The sequence below is a fragment of the Marinobacter sp. DY40_1A1 genome (assembly GCF_016597815.1).
Taxonomy (GTDB): Bacteria; Pseudomonadota; Gammaproteobacteria; order Pseudomonadales; family Oleiphilaceae; genus Marinobacter; species Marinobacter xiaoshiensis.
The window spans coordinates 96,182-121,626 of sequence record NZ_VCHA01000001.1 but is presented as its reverse complement, the minus strand read 5'-3'; the positions used below and the strand labels follow the sequence as shown (position 1 = coordinate 121,626).

Annotated in this window: 23 protein-coding genes; 14 read left to right on the top strand and 9 right to left on the bottom strand. The window is 54.5% G+C overall.

The window, feature by feature from the left end:
• Positions 1-6: 6 nt before the first annotated feature.
• Both FFI61_RS00560 and tkt read right to left on the bottom strand, forming a co-directional pair.
• Entirely contained in the window at positions 7-1,035 is a 1,029-nt protein-coding gene (locus tag FFI61_RS00560; RefSeq protein ID WP_200368913.1) for a type I glyceraldehyde-3-phosphate dehydrogenase, read from the bottom strand.
• Complete coding sequence (gene tkt / locus FFI61_RS00555; RefSeq protein WP_200368912.1) at positions 1,035-3,035, bottom strand: transketolase; 2,001 nt, start codon at positions 3,033-3,035, stop codon at positions 1,035-1,037. Before tkt ends, FFI61_RS00560 begins: the two co-directional genes overlap by 1 nt.
• A gap of 256 nt (positions 3,036-3,291) precedes the next feature.
• Here tkt and FFI61_RS00550 point away from each other — a divergent pair, with 256 nt between their 5' ends.
• The 7 genes from FFI61_RS00550 (at position 3,292) to FFI61_RS00520 (ending at position 10,470) form a co-directional block, all read left to right on the top strand.
• Entirely contained in the window at positions 3,292-4,296 is a 1,005-nt protein-coding gene (locus FFI61_RS00550) for a metalloregulator ArsR/SmtB family transcription factor (RefSeq protein ID WP_200368911.1), read from the top strand.
• Between the two features lie 168 nt (positions 4,297-4,464).
• Complete coding sequence (metK, locus tag FFI61_RS00545) at positions 4,465-5,655, top strand: methionine adenosyltransferase (RefSeq protein ID WP_200368910.1); 1,191 nt, start codon at positions 4,465-4,467, stop codon at positions 5,653-5,655.
• 60 nt (positions 5,656-5,715) lie between these two features.
• Positions 5,716-7,089, top strand: a complete 1,374-nt coding sequence (ahcY, locus tag FFI61_RS00540; protein ID WP_200368909.1) for an adenosylhomocysteinase — start codon at positions 5,716-5,718, stop codon at positions 7,087-7,089.
• Positions 7,090-7,101: 12 nt separating this feature from the next.
• Positions 7,102-7,971 (top strand): methylenetetrahydrofolate reductase [NAD(P)H], encoded by an 870-nt coding sequence (gene metF / locus FFI61_RS00535; RefSeq protein ID WP_200368908.1) that lies wholly within the window; start codon positions 7,102-7,104, stop codon positions 7,969-7,971.
• Positions 7,972-8,188: 217 nt separating this feature from the next.
• The gene (locus FFI61_RS00530; RefSeq protein WP_200368907.1) at positions 8,189-8,947 is read left to right on the top strand and encodes a transporter substrate-binding domain-containing protein; all 759 of its coding nucleotides are present in this window, start codon (positions 8,189-8,191) and stop codon (positions 8,945-8,947) included.
• A 91-nt stretch (positions 8,948-9,038) separates the two neighbouring features.
• Positions 9,039-9,710, top strand: a complete 672-nt coding sequence (locus FFI61_RS00525) for an amino acid ABC transporter permease (protein ID WP_200368906.1) — start codon at positions 9,039-9,041, stop codon at positions 9,708-9,710.
• Positions 9,711-9,723: 13 nt separating this feature from the next.
• Complete coding sequence (locus FFI61_RS00520; protein WP_200368905.1) at positions 9,724-10,470, top strand: amino acid ABC transporter ATP-binding protein; 747 nt, start codon at positions 9,724-9,726, stop codon at positions 10,468-10,470.
• A 100-nt stretch (positions 10,471-10,570) separates the two neighbouring features.
• Here FFI61_RS00520 and FFI61_RS00515 read toward each other — a convergent pair whose 3' ends face one another.
• Both FFI61_RS00515 and FFI61_RS00510 read right to left on the bottom strand, forming a co-directional pair.
• A complete protein-coding gene (locus FFI61_RS00515; protein ID WP_200368904.1) occupies positions 10,571-10,861 on the bottom strand; it encodes a type VI secretion system PAAR protein in 291 nt (96 codons plus the stop codon).
• A gap of 38 nt (positions 10,862-10,899) precedes the next feature.
• Positions 10,900-11,388, bottom strand: coding sequence for a DUF2505 domain-containing protein (locus tag FFI61_RS00510; RefSeq protein WP_200368903.1), 489 nt, complete (start codon positions 11,386-11,388; stop codon positions 10,900-10,902).
• A 181-nt stretch (positions 11,389-11,569) separates the two neighbouring features.
• Between FFI61_RS00510 and FFI61_RS00505 the strand changes: the two genes are divergently transcribed.
• The 4 genes from FFI61_RS00505 to FFI61_RS00490 all read left to right on the top strand — a co-directional run bounded on the left by FFI61_RS00505 (position 11,570) and on the right by FFI61_RS00490 (position 16,151).
• Positions 11,570-12,919 (top strand): adenosylmethionine--8-amino-7-oxononanoate transaminase, encoded by a 1,350-nt coding sequence (locus FFI61_RS00505; protein ID WP_200368902.1) that lies wholly within the window; start codon positions 11,570-11,572, stop codon positions 12,917-12,919.
• Positions 12,920-12,932: 13 nt separating this feature from the next.
• Positions 12,933-13,667, top strand: a complete 735-nt coding sequence (locus FFI61_RS00500; protein WP_200202799.1) for a 16S rRNA (uracil(1498)-N(3))-methyltransferase — start codon at positions 12,933-12,935, stop codon at positions 13,665-13,667.
• Positions 13,668-13,772: 105 nt separating this feature from the next.
• Complete coding sequence (locus FFI61_RS00495) at positions 13,773-15,002, top strand: DUF445 domain-containing protein (RefSeq protein WP_200202800.1); 1,230 nt, start codon at positions 13,773-13,775, stop codon at positions 15,000-15,002.
• 108 nt (positions 15,003-15,110) lie between these two features.
• Positions 15,111-16,151, top strand: a complete 1,041-nt coding sequence (locus FFI61_RS00490; protein ID WP_200368901.1) for an HDOD domain-containing protein — start codon at positions 15,111-15,113, stop codon at positions 16,149-16,151.
• Here FFI61_RS00490 and FFI61_RS00485 read toward each other — a convergent pair.
• Positions 16,129-17,463 (bottom strand): YihY/virulence factor BrkB family protein, encoded by a 1,335-nt coding sequence (locus FFI61_RS00485; RefSeq protein ID WP_200368900.1) that lies wholly within the window; start codon positions 17,461-17,463, stop codon positions 16,129-16,131. The two genes, FFI61_RS00490 and FFI61_RS00485, sit on opposite strands and share 23 nt — an antisense overlap.
• A gap of 197 nt (positions 17,464-17,660) precedes the next feature.
• Here FFI61_RS00485 and FFI61_RS00480 point away from each other — a divergent pair, with 197 nt between their 5' ends.
• Complete coding sequence (locus tag FFI61_RS00480; protein WP_200202803.1) at positions 17,661-18,914, top strand: OmpP1/FadL family transporter; 1,254 nt, start codon at positions 17,661-17,663, stop codon at positions 18,912-18,914.
• Between the two features lie 31 nt (positions 18,915-18,945).
• Here the strand turns inward: FFI61_RS00480 and lpoB are convergent, their stop codons facing one another.
• The 4 genes from lpoB to FFI61_RS00460 form a co-directional block, all read right to left on the bottom strand.
• On the bottom strand, positions 18,946-19,548 hold the full coding sequence (gene lpoB, locus FFI61_RS00475) for a penicillin-binding protein activator LpoB (RefSeq protein ID WP_200368899.1): 603 nt from the start codon (positions 19,546-19,548) through the stop codon (positions 18,946-18,948).
• Between the two features lie 13 nt (positions 19,549-19,561).
• Positions 19,562-19,954, bottom strand: coding sequence for a DUF1425 domain-containing protein (locus FFI61_RS00470; protein WP_227714528.1), 393 nt, complete (start codon positions 19,952-19,954; stop codon positions 19,562-19,564).
• Positions 19,955-20,017: 63 nt separating this feature from the next.
• A complete protein-coding gene (locus FFI61_RS00465) occupies positions 20,018-21,493 on the bottom strand; it encodes a COG3014 family protein (RefSeq protein WP_227714527.1) in 1,476 nt (491 codons plus the stop codon).
• Positions 21,494-21,556: 63 nt separating this feature from the next.
• The gene (locus tag FFI61_RS00460) at positions 21,557-22,492 is read right to left on the bottom strand and encodes a D-2-hydroxyacid dehydrogenase (RefSeq protein WP_200368897.1); all 936 of its coding nucleotides are present in this window, start codon (positions 22,490-22,492) and stop codon (positions 21,557-21,559) included.
• Positions 22,493-22,566: 74 nt separating this feature from the next.
• On the opposite strand from FFI61_RS00460, the gene tmpT reads away from it, so the two are divergent.
• Positions 22,567-23,220, top strand: coding sequence for a thiopurine S-methyltransferase (gene tmpT / locus FFI61_RS00455; protein WP_200368896.1), 654 nt, complete (start codon positions 22,567-22,569; stop codon positions 23,218-23,220).
• Between the two features lie 239 nt (positions 23,221-23,459).
• Positions 23,460-25,382, top strand: a complete 1,923-nt coding sequence (locus tag FFI61_RS00450; RefSeq protein WP_200368895.1) for a PrkA family serine protein kinase — start codon at positions 23,460-23,462, stop codon at positions 25,380-25,382.
• The last annotated feature ends 63 nt before the right edge of the window (positions 25,383-25,445 follow it).

Genomic DNA, 25,445 nt, shown 5'->3' with positions numbered 1-25,445 from the left:
AAGAGTTTAAAGCCGGGACAGCCAGCTTTGGCTTACATCCAGCATGCGGCTGGCAAATCCCCATTCGTTATCAAACCAGCATAACACTTTCACCATGGTGCCCCGGGTTACGCGGGTTTGGCCGCCATCTACTACACCGGAGTGGGAATCATGGTTGAAGTCGGAGCTGGCCAGCAATTCGTCGGTGTGCCCGAGGATGCCTTTCAGGGGGCCATCGGCGGCATCCTTCAATACACGGTTTACCGAGGGTACGTCGGTGGCTTCGCGCACGTTGAACACCATGTCGATGGCAGACACGTTCATGGTGGGCACGCGCAAGGCCACAGAGCTGAAGCGGCCTTCCATGTGCGGAAGCAGGCGCTCTACGCCCCGCGCCAGCCCGGTATCCACCGGCACTATGTTGTGCAACGCGCTGCGGGTAAGCCGCAAATCCTGCTGGTGGTAGGCATCTATCACCGGCTGGTCGTTCATGGCGGCGTGAATGGTGGTGGTGCTGCCCTGCTCCACGCCAAAGGCTTTATCCAATACGGTTATCACCGGTACCAGGCAGTTGGTGGTGCAGGAACCTGCGGCCACTATGCGGTCGTCTGCGGTGATTTCCATTTCGTTAATGCCAAAAACCACGGTGCGGTCGACGTCTGACTCTGCTGGCTGGGAGAATAGCAGCCGCTTGGCACCTGCCTGAAGGTGCAATTCAGCCGTCGCCCGGTCTGAATAGGAACCAGAGCACTCCAGCACCAGATCGATATCCAGCTCTTTCCAAGGCAGTTCTGCTGGGTCTGCATGGCGCAGTATGCGGATAGGATCACCGTTCATGATCAAATCCTGCCCCTGCACTGCCAGGCTTCCGGTAAACCGGCCATGGGTGGAATCGTAGCGGGTCAGATGTGCAATGGTGTCGATATCAGAAAGCTCGTTAATCGCGACCACCTGCAGGTGATCGCGAAAACCGTTTTCGTACAGGGCACGCAACACGCACTGGCCAATACGGCCATACCCGTTGATCGCAATACGAAAGGGCACGGAGTCTGTCATCAGGCGTCCAGCAGCTCTGCAGACACTTCCAGGATGTTCTCTACGGTAAAGCCGAACTCCTTGAACAGCTCGCCGGCGGGTGCCGATTCACCGAAGGTGGTCATGCCCACAATGCGACCGTCCAGGCCAACATACTTGTACCAGTAATCCGCAATCGCAGCTTCGATAGCAATGCGGTTGGTCACTTCCAGTGGCAGCACCTGTTGCTTGTACTCGGCGCTCTGGGCATCGAATACATCGGTAGATGGCATGGAAACAACACGTACCTTTTTGCCCTGCTCACGCAGTTTGGCTGCAGCATCTTGCGCCAGGCCTACTTCAGAGCCAGTAGCGATGAAGATGAGATCCGGGGTGCCTTCGCTGTCAGACAGCACGTAAGCGCCCTTGGCTACGTCTGCCAACTGCTGCGCATCACGAGCCTGAGCTGGCAGGTTCTGACGGGAGAAGATCAAAGCACTGGGGCCATCTTTACGCTCAAGAGCGGCTTTCCAGGCTACGGCAGATTCTACTGCGTCGGCCGGGCGCCAGGTGCTCATGTTCGGCGTGGTGCGCAGGCTGGCCAGCTGCTCGATCGGCTGGTGTGTTGGGCCGTCTTCGCCAAGACCGATGGAGTCGTGGGTGAATACATAGATGGCGCGCTGCTTCATCAGTGCGGCCATGCGCACGGCGTTGCGGCAGTATTCCATGAAGATCAGGAAGGTTGCGCCGTAGGGCACGAAGCCACCGTGCAGGGCAACACCGTTCATGATGGCCGCCATGCCGAACTCGCGAACGCCGTAATAGATGTAGTTGCCGCTGGCGTCTTCTTTAGTGACACCTTTAGTGCCGCCCCAGATAGTGAGGTTAGAGCCAGCCAGGTCGGCAGAGCCGCCCAGCAGTTCCGGCAGCATTGGGCCGTATGCGTTCAGGGTGTTCAGGGAAGCCTTACGGCTGGCAATGGTTTCGCTCTTGTCCTGACATTCCTGAATGTACGCCTGGGCTTTTTCAGAGAAGTCGGCTGGCAGATCACCCGCCATGCGGCGCTTCAGCTCGGCCGCCAGCTCTGGCTCGGCTTTTTCATAGGCTGCGAAAGTTTTATTCCAGTCGCTTTCAGCCTTGGCGCCTTTTTCTTTGGCGTCCCATGCAGCGTAGATATCAGCTGGAACTTCAAACGGCCCGTGAGCCCAGCCCAGTGCTTCGCGGGTCAGTGCAATTTCGTCGTCACCCAGAGGCGCGCCGTGGGAAGATTCGCTGCCCTGCTTGTTGGGGGAACCAAAACCGATAACGGTTTTGCAGCAAATCAGCGTAGGCCTGTCGGTAGTGGAGCGAGCCACTTCCATGGCGGAGCTGATGGCATCGGCATCGTGGCCATCAACACCCGCAAGTACCTGCCAGCCGTAGGCTGCGAAACGTGCCGGCGTGTTGTCGGTGAACCAGCCATCAACTTTGCCATCAATGGATATGCCATTGTCGTCGTAGATGCAGATCAGCTTGCCAAGGCCCAGGGTTCCGGCCAGCGAGGCAACTTCGTGAGAAATACCTTCCATCAGGCAGCCATCGCCCACAAAGGTGTAGGTGTAGTGGTCAACAACATTATGGCCAGGGCGGTTGAACTGTGCTGCGAGGGTTTTCTCTGCTAGCGCGAAGCCTACAGCGTTGGCCAGGCCCTGCCCCAGTGGGCCGGTGGTGGTTTCTACGCCCGGGGTGTAACCATATTCCGGGTGGCCTGGAGTTTTAGAGTGCAGCTGCCGGAAGTTTTTGATGTCTTCAATAGAAACGTCGTAACCGCTCAGGTGCAACAGTGAATACTGCAGCATGGAGCCATGGCCGTTGGAGAGCACAAAGCGGTCGCGGTTGGCCCACTCAGGATTAGCCGGGTTGTGGCTCAAGTAATCGTTCCACAGCACCTCGGCGATATCCGCCATACCCATGGGCGCTCCCGGGTGGCCGGATTTGGCTTTCTGAACCGCATCCATGCTCAGCGCGCGAACGGCGTTGGCGAGATCTTTACGAGAGGGCATTTACGTTTCTCCAATGTTTTTCAAGGAAGTAAGTAACAAACCAGTGCTTTTCAAAGGGCAATAAAAAGCTGCTTAAAAATAAGGCGCGTATTTTCGCCGATTAGGGTGTGCCGGGGCAAATCGGCGTACGCCTTATCTCGGGTTATTCGGTTGGGAATTACCGAAAGAGACTGATTTCAAAGAATGATAAATCTATATCAAAAAATTTTGATATGCCTATTGATTGAGCGCCCCAACCCCCTTACACTCCGCAACCATGACAACTTTAAGCACGCACTCTCACCAAATATCCTCCGTGGACGTTCTTGCCCCGATCTTCAAGGCAAGCGGCGACCCGTTGCGGCTGGAGATACTGCGAGTGCTGCGCCGGGACACATTTGGTGTGCTGGAGTTGAGCCAGCTGTTCGATATGCGCCAATCCGGCATGAGCCATCACCTGAAGGTGATGCATAAGGCCGGCCTGGTTGAGCCGCAGCGTGAAGGCAACGCGATTTTTTACCGTCGCCCGCTGCATCTGGACAACGACAAGCCAACAGACCTGACCATTCGTCAGATTTTTGAAGCAGTAGACCGCGCGCCTTTACCCGCGCAGCTGCAGGAGAAAATTGAGTCCATTCGTGATCAGCGAGCAGACCAGTCACAGGCGTTCTTTTCGCGGCATTCGGAGCAGTTCCGGGAGCAGCAGGAGCTGATTGCCGCGTTCGACCTGTATGCCGTGCCTGTAGCAGACATGATCCGCAAGCGGACGAAGAAGAAACACTGGCAAACAGCCTTGGAAATCGGCCCCGGCGAAGGCGGCTTTCTGCCGGTGCTGTCGGAGCTGTGTGACCACGTTGTGGCCCTGGATAACAGCCGGGACATGCTCGCCAAGGCAACGCGCACCTGCATTGACGAGCATTTGAACAATATTGATTTGATTGAAGGTGTTACCGACACATTGTTAGCTCGAGGGGATGCGTTTGATCTTGTAGTGGCCAACATGGTGCTGCACCACGTACCCAGCCCGGCAGACATTTTTCTGGATGCGGCAGCCCTGATGAATAACGGCGGCTGTCTGATGATCAGCGACCTGTGCCGGCACGATCAGATTTGGGCAAAAGAAAACTGCGGCGACCTGTGGCTTGGTTTCGAGCCAGAAGAGCTGACCGCATGGGCTACCGCAGCAGGCTTGAAGGCCGGTGAGCAGCTTTTTATCGGCTTACGAAACGGCTTCCAGATTCAGGTGAGGGAATTCTGGAAAACCCAGTTACCGCTGCGATAAGCGAATACGCATCAAACCCTGAGATTCCGGCCTCTGGCACGGAATATCAAAAAACTTTGATATTGGTGTAAGTAGTAGTACCTACACCTCGAACCAAAACAAATAACTCAGCCGGCCCCTGCAGCGGCCACCGGCAAGATTTCGAAACGCTCACAAAGGAGCAACGCTATGTCTGACTACAACATCTTCACCTCCGAATCGGTCTCTGAAGGCCACCCGGATAAACTGGCCGACCAAATCTCCGATGCGGTTCTGGATTCTATTCTTATAGAAGATCCTCACGCCCGCGTTGCGTGCGAGACGATGGTAAAAACCGGCGTTGCGATCGTAGGCGGTGAAATCACCACAAGCGCCTGGGTTGATCTGGAAGACCTGGTTCGTGGCGTAATCAAAGACATCGGCTACACCTCCTCAGACGTAGGCTTCGACGCCGACACCTGCGGCATCATCAACATCATCGGCAAACAGTCTGTTGATATCGCCCAGGGCGTTGACCGCCAGAAGCCGGAAGATCAGGGCGCGGGCGACCAGGGTCTGATGTTTGGCTACGCCAGCAACGAAACCGAAGTGCTGATGCCTGCACCGATCACCTTTGCTCACCGTTTGGTAGAACGCCAGGCCGAAGCCCGCAAAAACGGCGTGTTGCCTTGGCTGCGCCCGGATGCAAAGAGCCAGGTAACCTGCCGCTACGAAAACGGCAAGGTGGTGGGTATTGATGCGGTTGTTCTCTCAACCCAGCACGACCCGGACGTTAGCCAGGCGGATCTGAAAGAAGCCGTAATGGAATTGATCGTAAAGAACGTGCTGCCTGCAGAATTGCTGCACAAAGGCACCCAATTCCACATCAACCCGACTGGCAAATTCGTTATCGGTGGCCCGGTTGGCGACTGCGGCCTGACCGGCCGTAAGATCATCGTAGACACCTACGGTGGCATGGCCCGCCACGGTGGCGGCGCCTTCTCCGGCAAAGACCCCTCGAAGGTTGATCGCTCTGCCGCTTACGCTGGCCGCTACGTTGCCAAAAACATCGTCGCCGCCGGCTTGGCCGACAAGTGTGAGATTCAGGTGTCCTACGCCATCGGCGTGGCACAGCCAACGTCTATCTCCGTAAACACCTTCGGCACCGGCAAAATCGGCGACGACAAGATCATCGAACTGGTACGCCAGCACTTCGATCTGCGTCCTTATGCCATCACCAACATGCTAGACCTGCTGCACCCCATGTACCGGGCTACCGCAGCCTACGGCCACTTCGGTCGCGAACCGGAAGAAGTAACTGTTGCGGGCAAGACGTTCACCACCTTCCCGTGGGAAAAGACAGATCGCGCAGCAGCTCTTAAAGACGCTGCTGGTATCTAAACAATTTTCAGGCGTATGAATCTTTTCATGCGCCTAAACCGAACTGACTGGAGAACACCAATGAGCAGCTTCAACGACTACAAAGTCCGCGATATCAACCTGGCCGATTGGGGCCGCAAAGAAATCAAAATTGCCGAAGGCGAAATGCCAGCCCTGATGGCTCTGCGCGAAAAGTACAAAGCTGAGCAGCCGCTGAAAGGCGCCAACATCATGGGCTGCATCCACATGACCATCCAGACAGCCGTGCTGATCGAAACACTGATCGAGCTGGGCGCTGGCGTTCGCTGGTCATCATGCAACATCTTCTCCACACAGGATCAGGCGGCTGCAGCCATTGCTGCCCAGAACATCCCTGTGTTTGCCTGGAAAGGCGAGACCGACGAAGAATACGAATGGTGCCTTGAGCGCACCATCGGTGCCGACGTAGAAGGCTGGGAACCCAACATGATTCTGGACGACGGCGGCGACCTGACTGCTCTGCTCCATGAAAAATATCCGGAAATCCTGGCCAACTGCCACGGTGTTACCGAAGAAACCACCACTGGCGTACACCGTCTGCAGGAAATGCTGCGCGACGGCACCTTGAAAGTTCCGGCCATTAACGTGAACGATGCCGTTACCAAGTCCAAGAACGACAACAAGTATGGCTGCCGCCACAGCCTGAACGATGCCATCAAGCGTGGTACTGACCACCTGCTGGCCGGCAAAAAGGCGCTGGTAATCGGTTACGGCGATGTGGGCAAAGGCTCTGCTGCTTCACTGCGTCAGGAAGGCATGATCGTTAAGGTAACTGAAGCTGATCCCATCTGCGCCATGCAGGCTTGTATGGATGGCTACGAGGTTGTTTCCCCGTACATCAACGGCATTAACACCGGCACCGAAGCAGGTGTCGACAAAGCCCTGCTGCAAAACACCGACATTCTGGTAACCACCACGGGCAACATGAACGTGTGCGATGCACACATGCTCAAGGCTCTGAAGTCCGGCGCGGTTGTGTGCAACATCGGTCACTTCGATAACGAAATCGATACTGCGTTCATGCGCAAGAACTGGGAATGGGACGAAGTTAAGCCTCAGGTTCACGTGATCTACCGTGACAAGGCTGTAAACGACCACCTGATTCTGCTCTCCGAAGGCCGCCTGGTAAACCTGGGCAACGCGACGGGCCACCCTTCACGCATCATGGATGGCTCTTTTGCCAACCAGGTTCTGGCGCAGATGTACCTGTTCGAGCGCAAGTTCGCAGACCTGCCGGAAGAGGCCCGCACTAAAGGCATCTATGTTCAGGTTCTGCCGAAGAAGCTGGACGAAGAAGTTGCCCTCGCCATGGTTGAAGGCTTTGGTGGCGTAATCACCAAGATGACTCCGGAGCAGGCGCAGTACATTGGTGTACCGGTCGAAGGCCCGTACAAGCCAGAAAGCTACAAGTACTAATCGGGTAACAAGATGCAATCCCAGAAACAATTCAAACGCCGCTTCAGCTTTGAGTTTTTCCCGCCCAAGACCGACTTGGGCAAGGAAAAGCTTCAGGTTGTTCGCGATCAACTAGCAGAGGTGAATCCGGACTTTTTCTCGGTCACCTTCGGTGCGGGCGGTTCCACCCGGGACCGCACCATTGAAACCGTGCTCGACCTGCACAAGCAGGGCATTTCAACAGCACCACATCTCTCCTGCGTCGGTGGTACGCGGGCAGAAATTGCGGAACTGCTGGATGTGTATAAAGAGAACGGCATCAACCGGATTGTCGCCCTTCGGGGTGACATGCCTTCCGGTATGGGTGCATCCGGCGAGATGCGCTACGCCAACGAGTTGGTTGAGTTTATCCGTGAGCACAGCGGTGATCACTTCAACCTGGAAGTAGCGGCCTACCCGGAGTTTCATCCGCAGGCACGAAATGCTGAAGAAGATCTGAAGAACTTTGCCCGCAAGGTAGAGGCTGGCGCCAACAGCGCCATTACTCAGTACTTCTTCAACCCGGAGAGCTATTTCTACTTCATCGATCGGCTGGAAAAGCTCGGAGTTACCATTCCTGTGGTACCCGGCATTATGCCCATCGTGAATTTCTCAAGCCTGGTGCGTTTCTCTGATATGTGCGGCGCTGAAATTCCGCGCTGGATTCGCAAGCAGCTTGAAGCCTATGGCGACGACACTGCCAGCATCCGCAAGTTCGGTGAGGAAGTGATCACAGATATGTGCGAGAAGCTGTTGAAAGCCGGCGCCCCGGGGTTGCACTTCTATACCCTGAACCAGGCTGAGCCAAGCATCAGTATCTGGAAAAATCTGGGTATCAGTGAGCGGGAGAGAATCTCTTTCTGAGGTTTCCCGCCCACCTTTCGCTCCACCCCTCTCCCGTTCGCGGAGAGGGAGTTTTCCTCCCCAAGCATTTGATTTCCGGCGTTCACCTGAGTCATAGTCTAGAGTGTACGTGATGCAGTTCCACTAATGCTCCCCGGGCGGCACGGTCATCAACAGTGAACCTTCCGGCTTGCCTTATCCGGCAAATGGAGCCCCAATAAGAACGAAAGGAGAAAGCATGAGCACGAAATGGCTGAAAACTCTGGGTACAGGCCTGGCCCTTACCATCGCAGCTAGCACCCTAAGCGCTGAAACCTTGCGAGTGGCTACCGACCCCAGTTTTGTTCCGTTTGAGATGCTGGACCAGGAAACCGGTGAAATGATCGGTTTTGACATGGAAATTATTGCTGAAGTCTCCAAGCGTGCGGGCTTTGATTACAAGCTCAACACCATGGACTTCAACGGCATAATTCCTGCCTTGCAAACAGGCAACGTGGATATCGCCATAGCCGGCATTACCATTACCGACGAGCGTGAAAAGATCGTTGATTTCTCCGACCCTTACTATGACTCCGGTTTGCGGATTCTGGTTCGTCAGAACAACGATAAAGTAAAAGAAATCACCGACCTTGAAGGCCTGAAAATCGGTTCCAAGATTGGCAGCACCAGTTACGACTTCCTGAAGAAAAATCTGGATAAGAACAACGGCGTTACCCCCTATCCGGGCAGCTCAGATATGTATATGGCACTGATGTCTGGTGCGGTAGACGCAGTGTTCTACGACGCCCCGAACGTTGGCTACTTCGCCAGCACCAAGGGTAAAGGCAAAGTTAAAACCGTTGGCAAACTGTACGAAGGCCAGCAGTACGGCATAGCGCTGAAAGACGGTAGCAAGTGGGTGGGTGCGGTTAACGAGGCCCTCGCTTCAATGAAAGAAGACGGAACCTACAAAACCATTTACGAAAAGTGGTTTGGCCCAATGCCGGAAGGCAAGTAAAGGCTAAAGGGCCGCCAGGCTCTTTGATGTGTAGCGCCGGGGCTAAGTGCTCCGGCGACTTCTGACCCCAACCCCTGCGGAGACGCACACTGTGGATTCCCAGTTCCAATTCGACTGGCAAGCAGCCATCAATTCTATTCCCTTCCTTCTCAAGGGGGTTCCCTACACTTTAATGATTTCCTTTGGCGGCCTGTTGATCGGCTTTGCCTTGGGCATCATTTTTGGCTTGCTGAGCATCAATAAAAAATGGTTTCTGAAATGGCCCGCAACGGCCTATATCGAAATCTTCCGAGGCACCCCGATTCTTGTTCAGGTTCTGTTTATTTTTTACGGCCTGCCAGATCTGATCGGAGGCCCTATCGATCCTCTTACTGCGGGCATTGCTGCGATTGCGCTGAACTCGGGCGCTTACATTTCTGAAGTGGTACGCGGTGGCGTTCAGTCCATCGACAAAGGCCAGGCAGAAGCCGGGCTTTCTCTGGGCTTGTCCCGCACTCAGACATTCTGGTCAATCATCTGGCCACAAGCCTTCCGGCGCATGATTCCGCCGCTTGGAAACCAGGCCATTGTGAGCATCAAGGACACTTCCTTGTTCTCGGTTATTGGCGTGGGCGAACTTGTTCGTCAGGGCCAGGTGTACATTGCCAGCACCTTCACTGCCTTTGAGGTGTATTTTGTGGTCGCGATTATGTATCTGGCCATCACCCTCTCGCTGTCCCTGATTCTCCGCCTGGTTGAACGGCGCGGACTGGCCTCTGTCTGAAGGAACCTGACCCATGAATCATATTGTGCAAATGAAGGGCATGAACAAGTACTTCGGCAAGCTGCATGTCCTTAAAGATATCGACTTATCAGTAGAGCAAGGCGAAGTGGTGGTCATTATCGGCGCCAGTGGTTCCGGCAAATCCACGCTCATCCGCTGCGTGAATGGCCTTGAAGAGTTTGAATCCGGCCACCTGGAAGTAGACGGCCAGGCGCTTGCTCCGAAAGGCGGCAATCAGCAGGTTCTTGCAGAAATCCGTAAAGAAGTGGGCATGGTGTTCCAGCAGTTCAACCTGTTCCCTCACCTCACAGTGAAGAAGAACATCATGCTGGCCCCCCAGAAAGTAAAGAACATATCTGAGGTGGTTGCCAACGCTACAGCTGAGCGCCTACTGGAACGTGTGGGCATTGGCAGCCAGGCTGACAAATTCCCCAGCCACCTCTCCGGTGGTCAGCAACAGCGAGTTGCTATCGCCCGCGCCTTGGCCATGGAACCACGCCTGATGCTGTTCGACGAGCCCACCTCGGCGCTGGACCCGGAAATGATCGGTGAAGTGCTCGACGTAATGCGTGAACTGGCAAAAGAAGGCATGACCATGATGGTGGTCACTCACGAAATGGGTTTCGCCCGCGAAGTGGCCGACCGCGTGATCTACATTCACGAAGGCCAGATTGTGGAAGAAGGCAAGCCAGACGACGTGTTTGATAACCCCCAGAACGAACGGACTCAGGCGTTTCTCTCCAGGGTGCTGGTGCGCTGACAGCAAAGGCGTTTTTATTAGCTCTACACCAACTAAGCCCTCGAACATGAGGGCTTAGTTGTGAGCGTTACAGAAAACCTTTGAGCACTCCGAACCTGTATTAGCTGCCAATAATCACCGACCCGGACCCAATCGTCACGCCGCCACAGGTAATAGCACCACCAGTCACTGCCGCGGGAATGCCATTGATCAGCACAGTGCCAGACCCCGCAGCAATGGCGCGGGGGTGTGGAGGATGTTTCGGTTTGGAGTGTGGCGCCAGCGGATCGCCCACTCGGGCAACTGGTTTGCCATCAATCAGTACATCGGGGGAGCCGGCAAGCACCGGCGTAGGCGGGAAGCCCTGGTGATCAGAACCCAAGTCTCCGAGAAGAACAACTGCTTTGCTCATGTCGCATCCATTGCGTTGTATTCATCCGTGAGAGGGCATTATAGCAGCTGTAGTATGGTTGCATACTCACGCTCTATTTTGGCGTGTGAGTCGTCTCTCAGAAATGCTGCGATCTTCTTACCCACCAGCGGCACATCGCAGCGCACACTCAGGGTCACATGATTGGTACAGGCATCATCTGAGCCTTCCAGCCTCATCATGCCTTTGATTTTTGCCGGCACGCCTTCAATGTGCACACGAAATTCGCAATGCCATTCGCCGTCACTTTTACGAAACCAGTGCTCTTCTTGCCGCACCTGGTTCCATTCACGGTGGAAGTGGGAAAGAAAACCTGGCACCTCCATGGAAGTTGTCATCTGCCGTTCAATAACCAGCTTTGCCGTAGTCTCGCCTTTTTCCAACTCTGCGACACGCACATTACGGGAGCCCAACAAAGCGTTTTTCTCAAGGATATGATCCTCGTTAAAGAAAGCCCCAAGCACTCGCTCAATGCCGGCCTGGTAGGGGTGGGTCAGTTGAACTTCCATCGTATATGCGCCTCTGTTTTATTGTGCAGGAATTGTCAGGGGGCAGCCAGGTGGGTGCATTGGCCATCCGGTCGATGGGTATTGGCATAGTAGTCAGTCGCCGCTGTTAACTGTATTATCACCCGAGGTTAACAGCCGCCACATTAACAGTTCAGAACCATCGCCTTACCGGAGACTCTCTATGCGCAATGCCGACCTCGTCGCCCGCGGCCTCAAATCTGTATGGCACCCCTGCACACAGATGAAAGACCACGAAACCTTGCCCCTGGTGCCCATCAAACGAGGCGAAGGTGTTTGGCTGGAGGACTTTGAAAACAACCGGTTTATCGACGCAGTCAGCTCCTGGTGGGTTAACCTCTTCGGCCATGCGAACCCCAGAATAAACGCAGCCATCAACAAGCAAATCAATGAGCTGGAGCATGTCATTCTGGCGGGCTTTACCCACGAGCCTGTGGTCAATTTGTCTGAACAGCTTATCGAAGTAACCCCCGAAGGGCTGAACAAATGCTTCTACGCTGACAACGGATCATCGGCCATCGAGGCTGCGCTCAAGATGAGCTTCCATTACTGGAAGAACCTGGGAAAACCCGGCAAAAAGAATTTTGTGAATTTGAGCAACAGTTATCACGGTGAAACCCTGGGTGCCTTGGCACTGGGCGACGTGGCTTTGTACAAGGACACCTATCAGCCATTGCTGATGGAAGTGCTGACCGCGTCCTCACCCGACGCCTACAACAAGGAAGAAGGCGAAACCGACGAGGCCTATGCCCTGCGTCAGTTTGAAGCCATGGAAAAACTGCTGGAAGAAAAGCACGAAGAAATCTGTGCCGTTGTGGTGGAACCGCTGATCCAGTGCGCCGGCGGCATGCGCATGCACCATCCGATTTACCACACTAAGCTACGTGAAGCCTGTGACCGCTACGGCGTGCATTTGATTGCAGATGAAATTGCGGTGGGCTTTGGCCGCACCGGCACCATGTTTGCCTGTGAGCAATCTGGCATCACCCCGGATTTCATGTGCCTTTCCAAAGGCCTGACGGCTGGTTATCTGCCACTCTCCGTTGTGCTGACCACCGATACGGTTTACAACGCCTTTTACGATGATTACGAAACCCTGAAGGCCTTTCTGCACAGCCACAGCTACACCGGCAACCCCATCGGCTGCGCCGTGGCACTGGCCACTCTGGGCATCTTCCGGGATGATAACGTGATTGAGAACAACCGCAGACTTTCGGCTTGCATGGCTGATTCCGTAGCTCACCTGGCTGATCACCCGAATGTTGGGGATATCCGCCAGCACGGAATGACTCTGGCAATTGAGATGGTGAAAGACAGAGCCTCGAAAACACCCTTCCCCTGGCAGGAGCGCCGGGGTGTTCGTGTGTATCAGCACTCTCTCACCCGCCAGGCCTTGCTTCGCCCCCTGGGTAATGTGGTTTACTTCATGCCGCCTTACGTCATTACTGAAGATCAGATACGCCATCTGGCCCAGGTTGCGACCGAAGGTATCGATATAGCTGTTAGGGACTGATCAAGGTACACACATGCGCATCCCCAGAATTTATACCGACTCGCCTTTGAGCGAAGGCTCTCATGCAGATCTGGATGAGAACGCTGCCCAGCATGTCGGCCGGGTGCTGCGCATGCAGCCAGGGCAAGCTTTGAGACTCTTCAACGGGGATGGCCAGGATTACCCTGCCACTATTACGGAAGCGAGCAAGAAGCGTGTTGAAGTGCTAGTCGCTGCGCCCGAAGCCAACCTTACTGAATCCCCCCTGTTAATCACCCTTGGTCAGACTTTGTCGAAGGGTGACCGCATGGATTATGCCATTCAAAAAGCGGTAGAAATGGGCGTATCCCGAATCGTGCCGCTCACTACTGAGCGCTGTGAGGTAAAGCTTAAAGGCGACCGGGAAGACAAGCGTTTGCGCCAATGGCAGTCAATTGCCATAAGCGCTGCCGAACAATGCGGTCGTGCTCGTATACCGGAAATCCTGCCGGTTATGACCGTAGCGCAATGGCTGGAGCACAGTCGTAGCTGCGATTTGCGGCTGGTGCTGCACCACCGCACTGAACAATCACTGAGCTCTATGGCCAAGCCTGACAGCGTAGCCTTGATGATTGGGCCCGAGGGCGGTCTCACCGCCGATGAAATTGCCCAAGCGGAGAAGGAAGGGTTTTTGCCTGTGGCTCTCGGTCCGAGAGTGCTGAGAACAGAAACCGCACCCGTTGCCGCCATGGCTTTGTGTCAGTGGTTATGGGGTGACATGGCAGGCTAGATCATTCCGCCATCCCGGGAGGGCTCTCAGGTCATTGACAGCCGCGCACCTTCCAAACATGCTTCTGCCCGCAGACATAAACAAAAAAGCGAGTGCAACCTCCGGATGACAAACCTGTTTAGCAACCCCGAATTCTGGCAATACCTCAGTATTCCCATTATTGCTGCCCTGATTGGCTGGATCACTAACTGGCTTGCCATCAAAATGACCTTCTTTCCGCTAGAGTTTGTTGGCAAGCCCCCTCTGCTGGGCTGGCAGGGCATCATTCCCTCCAAAGCCGGTAAAATGGCCGCCATCGCCGTAGACGCCACTATTTCCAAAATCGGCACCGTGCGGGAGATTTTTGAACAGATTGACCCTAAAATACTCGCGGCTCATATTGTCCAATCGGTAGAGCCCCGCATCGAAGAGTATGTGGACGAAATGATGCTGCGGGAGTACCCGACGTTCTGGGAAAACCTCCCCGCTTCTGCCCGGAAAATGGTCTACGACCGGGTGCGCAAATCTGCACCGCAACTGGTAGACAACCTGGTCGACGATATCGCCAACAACGTAGAAGACCTGCTTGATATCAAAACCATGACCATTGAGAAACTGACGGCCGACAAGCAATTGCTGAACCGCATTTTCCTGGAGTGTGGCGACGCAGAGTTTCGCTTTATTGTGAATTCCGGTCTCTATTTCGGCTTCCTGTTCGGCCTTATTCAGATGGCTGTCTGGTACTTTTATCAAAGCTGGTGGGTACTGCCTTTCTTCGGCTTGATGGTGGGCTGGGCCACCAACTGGATCGCCCTGAACGTGATCTTCCGGCCTCTGCATGCCAAAAAGGTCGGCCCTTTCAAGATTCAGGGGCTGTTCCTCAAGCGGCAACCTGAGGTGGCCCATTCTTTCTGCCACATTATCACTCACGAGATTCTAACGGTTGGCAATATCATTGAAGCCATAATGGAGGGCCCAAAAGGTGATCGCGCCCGCAATATGGTTAAAAAGCATATCAAGCCGCTGGTTGATGAAACCGCTGGCATGGGCAAAGCTCTGACCCAAATGGCTTTTGGTCCAACCGGTTTTGCTACTCTGAAAAACCAGGTGGGCGAAAAGGCTATTGAAATATCAAAAACATCTTTCAGCAACCCGATGTTTGAGACTGACCGTGCCCGTGCTGTTGAAGCAATTATGGTGGAGCGAATGATTGCCCTCTCCTCCGAGGAGTTTCAGGATTTGCTTCGCCCCTGCTTCCAGGAAGATGAAATCAAGCTGATTCTTGTAGGCGCAATGCTAGGGTGTGCGGCAGGTGTCTGCCAGCTCATTTTTGTATTCGGTGGAGCGCTGGTGTAAATAGTTTACTGGCAGCAAAGGTTTAGCCTGTGCAATGCAGCGACGGCCCCCTATACTGCAAGTTACAGGCACGTACAGTTTCACGACTGATTCATTCGGAGGCAACGGATGCCAGGCTTTTTTTCCTGGGTAGCAGATTTTTTTAAAACTGAGCAACCCTCACCTCCTCCGGCTCCTGAGGCGCGACTGTTCAATCCTGCGAAAACTACTGAGCCTGCCGAATCAGCCGAAGACGCACAAAGCCTGACAATGCAGCTTGAAGAAAATCTCTTCTGCTGGTTACTCGACACCGGCCCCGCAAGGCTACGGGATGAGCAGTCATTATCTGAACGCGCCTTGCAAGAGCTGGAACACCGCCTCACGAACAAAAAGATGGAAGAGCTGCCACGGCAGCCCATGACGCTCCCCATGCTTATGAGAGCCCTCTCGGACGAGTCTGGCGATCGGCAGAAGCTGAGCCAGATTATTCTGGGAGACCCCTCTTTAACCAATCAGATACTGCAGATTGCCAACAGCCCTTATTTCCGCACCGGCGATCACACCATTGAGTCTGTCGACCAGGCCGTGTTCATCCTTGGTATTGATGGCATCCGGAATGTGATTTCAGCAGCTGTTATGCGCCCTATGATGGCAGCCCGAAATAGCCGGGAAGCACTGTTTGCCCAGCGTGCCTGGCAATGGGGCCTTACGTGTGCCCGTGCAGCAGAATTTATAGCAAAGCTTCGTGGGGAGGACGCAAGCGCCTGCTTCACCGTCGGCCTGCTACCGGCATTATCCTATATCACCCTCCGTAGAGAGCTTCAGCAGATATGCAAGGCTCAGCCTGGGGCTGGAGAGCCAAACGTGGTACTGGTTCGCACAGCTCTGGCACGCTATCAGTGGGTGGCTTCGCAGGTGATTGCCAGTGAGTGGGGGCTTCCGCCCAAATACCATGCGTACCTTATGTCTGCAGAACGCCCGGCGCCCGCTCGGGAAGGTACAACCCTGGTGGATGGCATGGTGATAGGCAGCCGAGAAGTATTACGTCATGCCCACCAGCGCAACCTGCCCGAGGAAGACCTCGAGAAAATCGTAAGCCTTGATACAGAACAGACAGGCCGCGTACGGGTAGCTTTGAAGGCCGCTCTCAGCGCTGGCGCTCGCGGTTAGCCTCTGCGCCAGGGGCATTTTTCAGCAAGGCGGCAAACGTAGTAGATTCATTCTCCCGCTCTCCTTTGAGCAACTCAGGGGGGAACACCGGAGGCAGCCGGTCCACCACGCGATCCTCGTCGTGGCGAACGGCCTTCAGCACATCTCCCACCGTAATAAGATCCAGCGCCCGCCCCGGCACCAACTGATCACCCTGGCGGCCGGCAAGCGTGAGTATGCCGGCACGAATCAGCTTGTCACTTACTCCTCGCGTAACTTCTCCTGGCACTCGTAAGGATTGCTCCAGAACCTCCTGCTGCGGTGCTGTACTGCCCTCACTGAAGGGGCGAGCCACCAGCCACATCATGGCCAAAGCAATTTTTTCCTGAAGCTCTGGAGACAGTTGAACATGACTGCGCTTGGCAACCGAACCCGGGTTTTGCAAATAGAACGCGAGGCTGGCGCCCAAAAGCAGAATCATCCAGTTCAGGTATATCCAGGTCAGCATGATAATGCCGATCGCAAAGCTGGAATATATTGCGGCATACTTGGCTGAGCCTGCGACAAACGACGCAAACAGCATTCCGCCAGCCTGCCAGGAAACCCCGGCAACCAGACCACCAATAAACGCATACCGCAGCTTTACGCGGGTATTGGGCATAAACACGTATACAAAGGTGAAGGCGCCCACCACAAGAAAGAACGGCGTAAAGCGGCTGAGCACAAGAATCACTGAGCCAAATGGCTCAATGGCAATCAGCGTCTGCACAAAAGACGAAGAAAAAATCGTCGCACTTACGCCAATAGCCGATACCATTAACAGAGGCCCAACCATGATAACGCTCAGGTAGTTACTGAACCTCTGGGCCACGGAGCGCATCTCTGGCACCCGCCAGATCATGTTGAATGACCGCTCTATTTTCTGAACCAGCGACACCACGGTGTACACCAGTAACGCAAGACCCACAGAGCCCAGCACTCCCACCTTCATGTTGTCTACGAAGCCCAGTATGCGCTCTGCCATTTCAACGCCTTCAGGCCCCATAGGCTGAAAAAACTGAAACAGGAAAGGCTCCATGCGCTGATGCACACCAAGCGCTTTCAGCACCGAAAAACTCAACGCCAACAGCGGCACAATACTCAGCAGTGTGGTGTATACCAGGCTCATGGCGTGCAGGGTTAACTGGCCGTTGACGACATCACGTATGAGGGCATAAATGGAACGCCCGGCCTTGTATAACAGGGTCCAGGGCCAGGTTTGCGGCGGATTCGGGTTTGCAAGAATCCATGTCTCTGCTGCCTGGAGTCGTTCTTTGAATTGGAAGGAGGCCACTTTAGATCCTGTTGTTCCTGTTTTGTTCAGATTATCAGCTAGATATCCGATACCGCTCAAGTATGACTGATTAACAGCTTTTTGCGAGGCACTCAATTCGATATAACCATATCATCATTTTTCACCTCCCCTTATAACAACAATTCTGTAAAAAGACGCCTACCTTAGATATGTCGCTTAACCAACCGGGTCTTTACATGCGCATCAAATCTGCTTTAGGAGCTATAGCTCTCGCAACTCTCCCAACCACCGTTCTCGCAACCAACGGCTACTTCAGCCATGGCTACGGAACCATCAGCGCTGGTATGGCAGGCGCAGGTTCGGCGTTATCACAAGACAGCCTGGCAGCGGCGACCAACCCGGCAGGCATGGCGTTTGTTGGCAGCAGATCAGACGGTGGGCTGGAAATTTTCTCTCCTCGCCGGAGCTACACAGTTGAAGGTGGTGCCCCCAATACAGCGCAGACCTTCTATCTGGCGCCAGGTGCTGTATCCAGTGAGAACAAAGCCTTTTTCATTCCTCACTTCGGCTATAACCGTGATCTGGACAACGGCCACAGCCTGGGTCTGTCTATATTTGCCAATGGCGGCATGAACACCGAATACTCTGGTGATAATGGCGGGACGTTTGGAGGGGGTAAAACCGGAGTAAATCTGGAGCAGGTTTTCATTGCGCCCACCTGGTCCTGGGAGTTCTCTGAAGGGCAAGCTTTGGGCATTTCACCACTGATTGCCTACCAGCGCTTCAAGGCCGAAGGTTTGCGCAATTTTTCGGGCTTCTCCTCCAACCCGAACGCATTAACCAACAACGGCACCGATGATGCCTGGGGCTATGGCCTTCAAATTGGCTGGCAGGGGCAAGTAACAGAAACTCTTCGCGCTGGGGCTAGCTGGCGCACGATTATCGAAATGGAAGAGTTCAGCAAATACGAAGGCCTGTTTGCCGAGCAAGGTGGTTTCGATATTCCACAAATGTTCAACGCAGGCGTTGCATGGTCTGGCATTCAAAACCACTGGCTTCTGCTGGATGTTCAGCACATCCGTTACAGCGACATCAACAGCGTCGGCAACCCGATGATGCCTAATCTGATGCAAGCTCAACTGGGTGACGATCAGGGTGCCGGCTTTGGCTGGGACGACATGACCATCGTCAAACTGGGGTGGCAGTGGCAGCAAGACGCAGCTCAAACCTGGCGCGCCGGTGTCAGCTACGGCAAACAACCGATTCCCGATGAGGAAGTACTATTTAATATCCTTGCACCGGGCGTTCAGGAGTGGCACTTCACCGGCGGCTTCACCCATCACTTCAGCGAAAGCCTGGAAGTGTCCGGCATGGCATTTTACTCACCACGTAAAAACGTCCGGGGCGATAACCCCATGGGCCCCGGCCAGGAAATTGAACTGGGCATGACCCAGATCGGTACCTCTTTAAGCGTTGGCTACCAGTTCTGAGCTTAAAGCAGGCGGGCACCCCCGCCTGCTTTTACCAGGTAACCGACTTGTCAGACCCCCGTTTGATGATAGGGGTTTCACCTTCCCAAATGGCCAGGCCGGATGCCAGCTCTGTCAAAGACAGCTGGATGTAATACTCAACCTGTTGTTCTTTTCCTACCTTGTGATTACGCTGGAGAATCTTTCCTGAAAGGCTCAGGTCGGGCGCCTGGAGCGTGCCTTTGCGCTGCACGGCAGATTGATCAAACTCCTCGGAATCTCGCAGCTCTCGCGCCTTCATATTCATTTCATCTTCAGCACCGTTGAGACCAACAGCGGTGGTAGTCACAACCTTGCCTGAGCGCAGCAGTGATACGCGGATTTTCTTGGTGAGCTGGTCGGTATCAATGCGCTGCATGGTGTCGTTGGTTATGCGGCTTACCACCATGATGTAACGGCTGCCGTCCGGGTTGTTCACGGCACCGCTGGAAAGCATATCTTCTACAGCGTCGGTTGCCGCTTTTTCAAAGTCCCGGTAATCCATGGTCATTGCCACAGGACCATCGTCTGCAGCCGGGTCAATATAGCGGGTGGGCGCGGCACAGCCGGCCAGAACAGCAATACCGACAGAAATGGCAAGGGCACGTATCAACATTGGGCTTTCCTTCTTATTTAGGTTCACGAAGATGTAACTGGAAACTGGTGGCTCGGGAATGCGGAGCGGTCGCTTTAAAATAGCGGGGCTGGCCAGTTAGCAACGTCGCCTGGCGGTAGCTCTCGCCAACACCCTTCACCACCCTGCCAAGGTCATCGAACCAGGTAACCTTCCAAGCCAGCTCTGTATCTGATCTCGCTTCCACAGCAAACTGCACCTGCAGGAGGCTGCTGCCATCAGGCAGTGTCAGTCTCGATTTGAAGAGTTCTGTTACGTCTGCGGCATAGACCACTTCAGGATCGACCCTCAGCTCCTGACGGTCGATCATTGTAGTGTTGGTTTCTGGCTGAGAAGCGCAGCCCACCAAACCAAGAACCAGCAAGCTGGCCAAGAATAACGATTTCATAACGAACATCCTGCTTTTCTGGTGTATTGATTACTTGATCTGTGAAACCCGTGAAGGTTCATGCTACTCGGGAAAGCGTGCAAAAGTCGCATTCGTTTTACCCTGCAAATCCATGATTATCACTGTTGCCGGTGCCTGAGCGGTCGGTCGTTTAACATACACCAGGGTGAAGGGCTGTTGTGGAACGTCCAGGTTACCCAACACCTCACCCCGATGACCCAGCAGTGTCAGGTGCCCATCGTCCGGGCGGTCGATGCGAGCAGCCTGCCAATGGTTAGGCAGGGCTTGCCAACTGCGCAGATCCGCCTGGGTTGTTGCAACAGTCAATACGGTCGCGAAAAGCTGGCCTATCGGGCCGAACTGATCAGCGGCTTCCTTTTGAAGAACTGCCTTGCCAATCGCCGATGTAACGGCCCGGGCCAACACCCCCGGAAAGCGCTCTTTCATTTCAGTACGAAACACCTTGCCCATATCCGAGATTCGTTCCGTTGTTGCCACTTGGCCAGAGGCGTTTGACACACCAATACTACCGGGTATAGCGGGACGTTCGGCGTATTCAGGCAACGCAATTCCAAAATAGGCCGGTACTTGCTGGTTGCCATGAAGCAATATCAGAGGCACATCAAGGCGCGACTCTCTCAAAACCGGGCCCAACCCGTTTTCATACACAACCCACACCTGTGATGGCAAGGCTGCAAGGTTCTGAGTGCCGGAGGCAAGGCCGGTTGCCAAGTCTGCATCAGCCCGCAGCGCCGCGCTTTGCGGGCTCATTTCTGCCACCCGCTTGAGTGAGGTGGCGGCACGCTCATAGTCAGCACCGCCTTCGGCATTGGCCAGAAAATAGATGCCGTGTAGCCAAGTGCTTGCGGGTACAATAAATTCAGGGAACACAGACCAGGTCGACGATGAACCGTAGCGATTATGGACTGCTGACTGGAATTCCCTGCTCCCGAGACTGCTTTGCACCATAGAGGCTTTTCTGTTGCCGCTCTGAGCCTCACTTTTCAGAACGGCTTGCTGCTCCGCGATTTCCTTGCGAAAAAATTCAACGGCGCGCCGGGTACGATCATTGGCTCTGTTAAATTCCACTCTGGCATAGTCATTGTTGCCCTCAGCCAGGAACGCCAGTGCTTTGTATGTGTTGACGAGAACCGCCTCAGACATCAGCGCTTTGTAGTCGCGCTCGGAGTCGTTAACCATCACGGCCATCAAGCCTTCCACGGTGTTTTCAAACAGTCCCGCCGTGTCGAGGTTTTTCATTCCGTCTTCAGCCAGATCATAAGCCTTCACAGACTCACTGTTGCGATCAGTCAAACGGTACATTTCGCCCTGATGCAGCAATTCGAGCAGGTGCGCCCCGGAATCAACTGGCTTGTTTTCGGGTTGGCTAAAGCTCACCGCCTTCAGTGCAGAGTCGTAGTCCCCGGCAGCATAGGCTGAGTTGAACAAGGCTAGCTGGTCGCGATGCTGCGCTGTCGAACACCCTGAAAGCATGGCCGCCGCAACAACTACAAAAACTGCACACCAAGGTTTTATCAAACCGTCATACCCTGCAAACCATATCCCCTGCCACTCTCTGTTGCTCCCCCGCCTTATGATCCTTCAAGAAACCGATGCAAGATTATGCGCGGTAATTTCCACAATCCGCTGCCGCGCTTCGCGACTGGCCCAAGCCGAGTGCGGTGTAACAATCAGATTCGGAATTCCATCGGCGAGTAAGGGATTACCATTTTGTGGCGGCTCCTCTGTCAGCACATCAAACCCGGCGCCGCCGATCACGCCATTACGAAGTGCATCGGCCAGCGCCTGTTCATCCACCAAACCTCCGCGGCTGGTATTAATCAGCAGGGCATCGGGCTTCATCATCTGCAACTCTCGAGCGCCAATCAAATTTCGGGTTTCGTCGGTGAGCAGGCAGTGCAACGAGAGCACGTCTACTTGCGACAGCAATTCATCGAGGGGAATCCGCGGGTAGCCATCTGTCTCCCCCGCCGGCTGCCCGGGCCTGGCACCGAGTAATATTTTCATACCAAAGGCTTTGGCCCGCTCAGCAACGCCTTGGCCCAGATCGCCATAGCCAATAATACCGAGGGTTCGGCCTTCCAGTTCCAGGATCGGGTGATCCATCAGGCAAAACATGTCGCTTTTGCCCCAGCGCCCTGCCCTCACATCCCGGTCATAATCCAGCAGGCGTGTTGCCAGCGCCAGCATCAGTGCCATGGTGTGCTGCGCCACGGTTGAGCGCCCGTAATTCGTGACATTCAGCACCCGAACGCCGTGATCTTTTGCCGCCTTCAGGTCAACGTTGTTCAGCCCGGTAGCTACAACAGCAATGGTTTTCAGCTCCGGGCATTGTTCGATATGCGCCCGGGTAAGTACCACCTTGTTCACCAGCACCGTATCGAAGCCCCTAATTCGCTCAAGCACTTCACCCGGCGCTGTCGCGGCATGTTTCACTATGCCGCCGGCAACCTGCTCAATGGGGGTCAAATCGACATCGTTGCCAAGCGTAGTGGCATCAAGAAACACGGCTTTCATAGGTTTGTCCTTCGTCAATATGCGCAAAGATTAGGGTAGACTGAATCAAACGTCCAAGTAAGGGAGCAGCAACCATGGAACATGACTTTTGGCACGAACGCTGGAGCAAAAAAGAAATCGGCTTCCACGAAGGTTCCGTCAACAAATACCTGTACGACCATTGGCCCGAACTCTCTGGCGGCGGCACAGAGGGTGTTTTGGTGCCCTTGTGCGGCAAAGCTCACGATATGTGGTGGCTACATGATCGCGGGCACCCGGTCATCGGCGTGGAGCTGAGCGAAATCGCCTGCAAGGATTTCTTTGCTGAGGCTGGCGAGAAAGCCATGGTGCACCCAAGCGAGCCATTTACCACCTTCGAGCACGGCAGCCTGCAACTCTGGTGCGGTGATTTCTTTCAACTGGTGCCAGATGATCTGCGACACATACATCTGGTATATGACCGCGCCGCCTTGATCGCCTTGCCCCAGTCGATGCGCAAGCCTTATGTGGATCATCTTACGGCCGTCATCCCCGACGGCACACGCATTCTGCTCATTACTCTGGACTACAACGCAAAAATCACCGGGCCGCCATTCAACGTTAGCGACGATGAAGTTCACGAGCTCTACAGCGCTGACTATGACATCAAGCGTGTTCTTACCAACACTCTTGCCAGCGACAATCCATTCACCAAACGCAAAGGCCTTGCCAGCGCTACGGAGAGTGTTTTCCAGCTTACCAAACGCTGAGGCTGAGGCCATGGCAATAACATAATTTAATGAACCTTAACCATTTGCTCCCTGTCCAACCTCGTGACCGTGGACTAAGCTCAGACAGAGCAGGCCGAAACCCGACACAGATCGCGGCCGGCCAGAACGGATGATTCCAGCCACCCATAACCAAAACGAATCGCCACCATGGCGACCGTAAACCCAACGGGGATATTGCGTGCATTAGAAGCTAAAGAACCGCGAGCGAGGGGCTACCCATGAGCATACTGCAGCAGTTTAAAAACCGGTATGAGAGCACCCAGGAAGAAGAATACAGCCTCGAGGAATATCTCGAGATCTGCAAGAAAGACCCAACGGCCTATGCATCGGCCGCAGAACGACTACTGATCGCCATCGGCGAACCTGAGTTTGTCGATACGTCCCGCGACCCACGTCTGTCGCGCATCTTTTCCAACAAAATCATCAAGCGATACCCGGAGTTTTCCGAATTCTATGGCATGGAAGAAGCCGTAGAAAACATCGTGTCGTTCTACCGGCACGCAGCTCAGGGCCTGGAAGAAAAGAAACAGATCCTTTACCTGCTGGGACCGGTTGGTGGCGGTAAATCATCACTGGCGGAAAAGCTCAAATACCTGATGCAGAAGGTGCCCTTCTACGCCATCAAAGGCTCCCCGGTAAACGAATCCCCCCTGGGGCTTTTTGATCCGGCAGAAGACGCGGCCATCCTGGAAGAAGAGTACGGGATCCCAACACGCTACACCAAGAACATCATGTCCCCCTGGGCAGTGAAACGCCTGCACGAGTTTGGCGGCGATATCAGTAAGTTCCGCGTGGTAAAGAAATACCCTTCTGTGCTGGACCAGATTGGCGTATCCAAAACCGAACCGGGAGACGACAACAACCAGGACATTTCTGCCCTGGTGGGCAAGGTGAACATCCGCATGCTGGAGGATTACTCCCAGGATGATCCCGATGCCTACAGCTTCAGTGGCGGCTTGTGCAAAGCCAACCAGGGGCTGATGGAATTTGTGGAGATGTTCAAAGCGCCCATCAAAGTACTGCACCCACTGTTAACCGCAACTCAGGAGGGCAACTACAACACCACCGAAGGCATGGGTTCGGTGCCATTCGATGGCGTTATTCTGGCTCACTCCAACGAGTCGGAGTGGCAAACCTTCCGCAACAACAAGCACAACGAGGCGTTTCTTGACCGGGTGTATATCGTCAAGGTGCCTTACTGTGTGCGGGTTACGGAAGAAGTGGAGATCTACAAGAAGCTGCTGAAAAACAGTTCCCTTGCCGGCTCGCCCTGCGCACCGGATACTCTGGACATGCTGGCGCAGTTCTCTGTGTTCTCCCGCATCAAGGAGCCGGAGAACTCCAGCATCTTCTCCAAGATGCGGGTTTACGATGGCCAGAACATTAAAGACACAGACCCCAAAGCCAAATCCATTCAGGAATACCGGGATGCTGCAGGCGTAAACGAAGGCATGGACGGCCTCTCTACCCGGTTTGCGTTCAAGATTCTCTCCAAGGTGTTCAACTTTGACACCACCGAAGTGGCCGCCAACCCGGTTCATCTGCTGTATGTAATTGAGAAGCAGATTGAACAGGAGCAATTTGCGCCAGAAGTTCAGGAGCGCTACCTGCGCTTCATCAAGGAATTCCTGGCTCCCCACTACGTTCAGTTTATCGGTAAGGAAATCCAGACCGCTTATCTGGAAAGCTACAGCGAATACGGCCAGAACCTTTTCGACCGCTATGTAACCTATGCCGACCTGTGGATTCAGGATCAGGAGTTCCGGGATCCTGAAACCGGTGAAATTCTCGACCGCTCTTCTATCAACGAGGAACTGGAAAAAATCGAAAAGCCGGCGGGCATCAGCAACCCAAAGGATTTCCGCAACGAGGTGGTCAACTTTGTGCTGCGGGCACGAGCCAATAATCAGGGTGAGAACCCGTCCTGGCTCAGTTATGAAAAACTCCGCAGCGTGATCGAGAAGAAGATGTTCTCCAACACCGAAGACCTGCTGCCGGTTATTTCATTCAATCCCAAAGCCAGCCAGGAGGATCAGAGCAAGCACAAGCAGTTCGTCGAACGTATGGTCGATCGGGGCTACACCGAGAAGCAGGTGCGCCTGCTTGCAGAATGGTACCTGCGAGTTCGCAAGTCGCACTAGCAGGGCAGTATGGCCGGGCACAACCGGCCTGCAGCTTTTGCCCCGAACGTGTAAGTGGAGTGT

Excerpts from the sequence above, each read along its gene's own strand:
- FFI61_RS00505 (WP_200368902.1), top strand. The coding sequence starts at position 11,570 with ATGCGCAATGCCGACCTCGTCGCCCGCGGCCTCAAATCTGTATGGCAC.
- FFI61_RS00470 (WP_227714528.1), bottom strand. The coding sequence starts at position 19,954 with ATGAAATCGTTATTCTTGGCCAGCTTGCTGGTTCTTGGTTTGGTGGGC.
- FFI61_RS00515 (WP_200368904.1), bottom strand. The coding sequence starts at position 10,861 with ATGAGCAAAGCAGTTGTTCTTCTCGGAGACTTGGGTTCTGATCACCAG.
- FFI61_RS00490 (WP_200368901.1), top strand. The coding sequence starts at position 15,111 with ATGCCAGGCTTTTTTTCCTGGGTAGCAGATTTTTTTAAAACTGAGCAA.
- FFI61_RS00520 (WP_200368905.1), top strand. The coding sequence starts at position 9,724 with ATGAATCATATTGTGCAAATGAAGGGCATGAACAAGTACTTCGGCAAG.
- FFI61_RS00510 (WP_200368903.1), bottom strand. The coding sequence starts at position 11,388 with ATGGAAGTTCAACTGACCCACCCCTACCAGGCCGGCATTGAGCGAGTG.
- FFI61_RS00450 (WP_200368895.1), top strand. The coding sequence starts at position 23,460 with ATGAGCATACTGCAGCAGTTTAAAAACCGGTATGAGAGCACCCAGGAA.
- FFI61_RS00480 (WP_200202803.1), top strand. The coding sequence starts at position 17,661 with ATGCGCATCAAATCTGCTTTAGGAGCTATAGCTCTCGCAACTCTCCCA.
- FFI61_RS00550 (WP_200368911.1), top strand. The coding sequence starts at position 3,292 with ATGACAACTTTAAGCACGCACTCTCACCAAATATCCTCCGTGGACGTT.
- FFI61_RS00460 (WP_200368897.1), bottom strand. The coding sequence starts at position 22,492 with ATGAAAGCCGTGTTTCTTGATGCCACTACGCTTGGCAACGATGTCGAT.
- tmpT (WP_200368896.1), top strand. The coding sequence starts at position 22,567 with ATGGAACATGACTTTTGGCACGAACGCTGGAGCAAAAAAGAAATCGGC.
- FFI61_RS00560 (WP_200368913.1), bottom strand. The coding sequence starts at position 1,035 with ATGACAGACTCCGTGCCCTTTCGTATTGCGATCAACGGGTATGGCCGT.
- FFI61_RS00500 (WP_200202799.1), top strand. The coding sequence starts at position 12,933 with ATGCGCATCCCCAGAATTTATACCGACTCGCCTTTGAGCGAAGGCTCT.
- lpoB (WP_200368899.1), bottom strand. The coding sequence starts at position 19,548 with ATGTTGATACGTGCCCTTGCCATTTCTGTCGGTATTGCTGTTCTGGCC.
- FFI61_RS00530 (WP_200368907.1), top strand. The coding sequence starts at position 8,189 with ATGAGCACGAAATGGCTGAAAACTCTGGGTACAGGCCTGGCCCTTACC.
- FFI61_RS00495 (WP_200202800.1), top strand. The coding sequence starts at position 13,773 with ATGACAAACCTGTTTAGCAACCCCGAATTCTGGCAATACCTCAGTATT.
- tkt (WP_200368912.1), bottom strand. The coding sequence starts at position 3,035 with ATGCCCTCTCGTAAAGATCTCGCCAACGCCGTTCGCGCGCTGAGCATG.
- metF (WP_200368908.1), top strand. The coding sequence starts at position 7,102 with ATGCAATCCCAGAAACAATTCAAACGCCGCTTCAGCTTTGAGTTTTTC.
- metK (WP_200368910.1), top strand. The coding sequence starts at position 4,465 with ATGTCTGACTACAACATCTTCACCTCCGAATCGGTCTCTGAAGGCCAC.
- ahcY (WP_200368909.1), top strand. The coding sequence starts at position 5,716 with ATGAGCAGCTTCAACGACTACAAAGTCCGCGATATCAACCTGGCCGAT.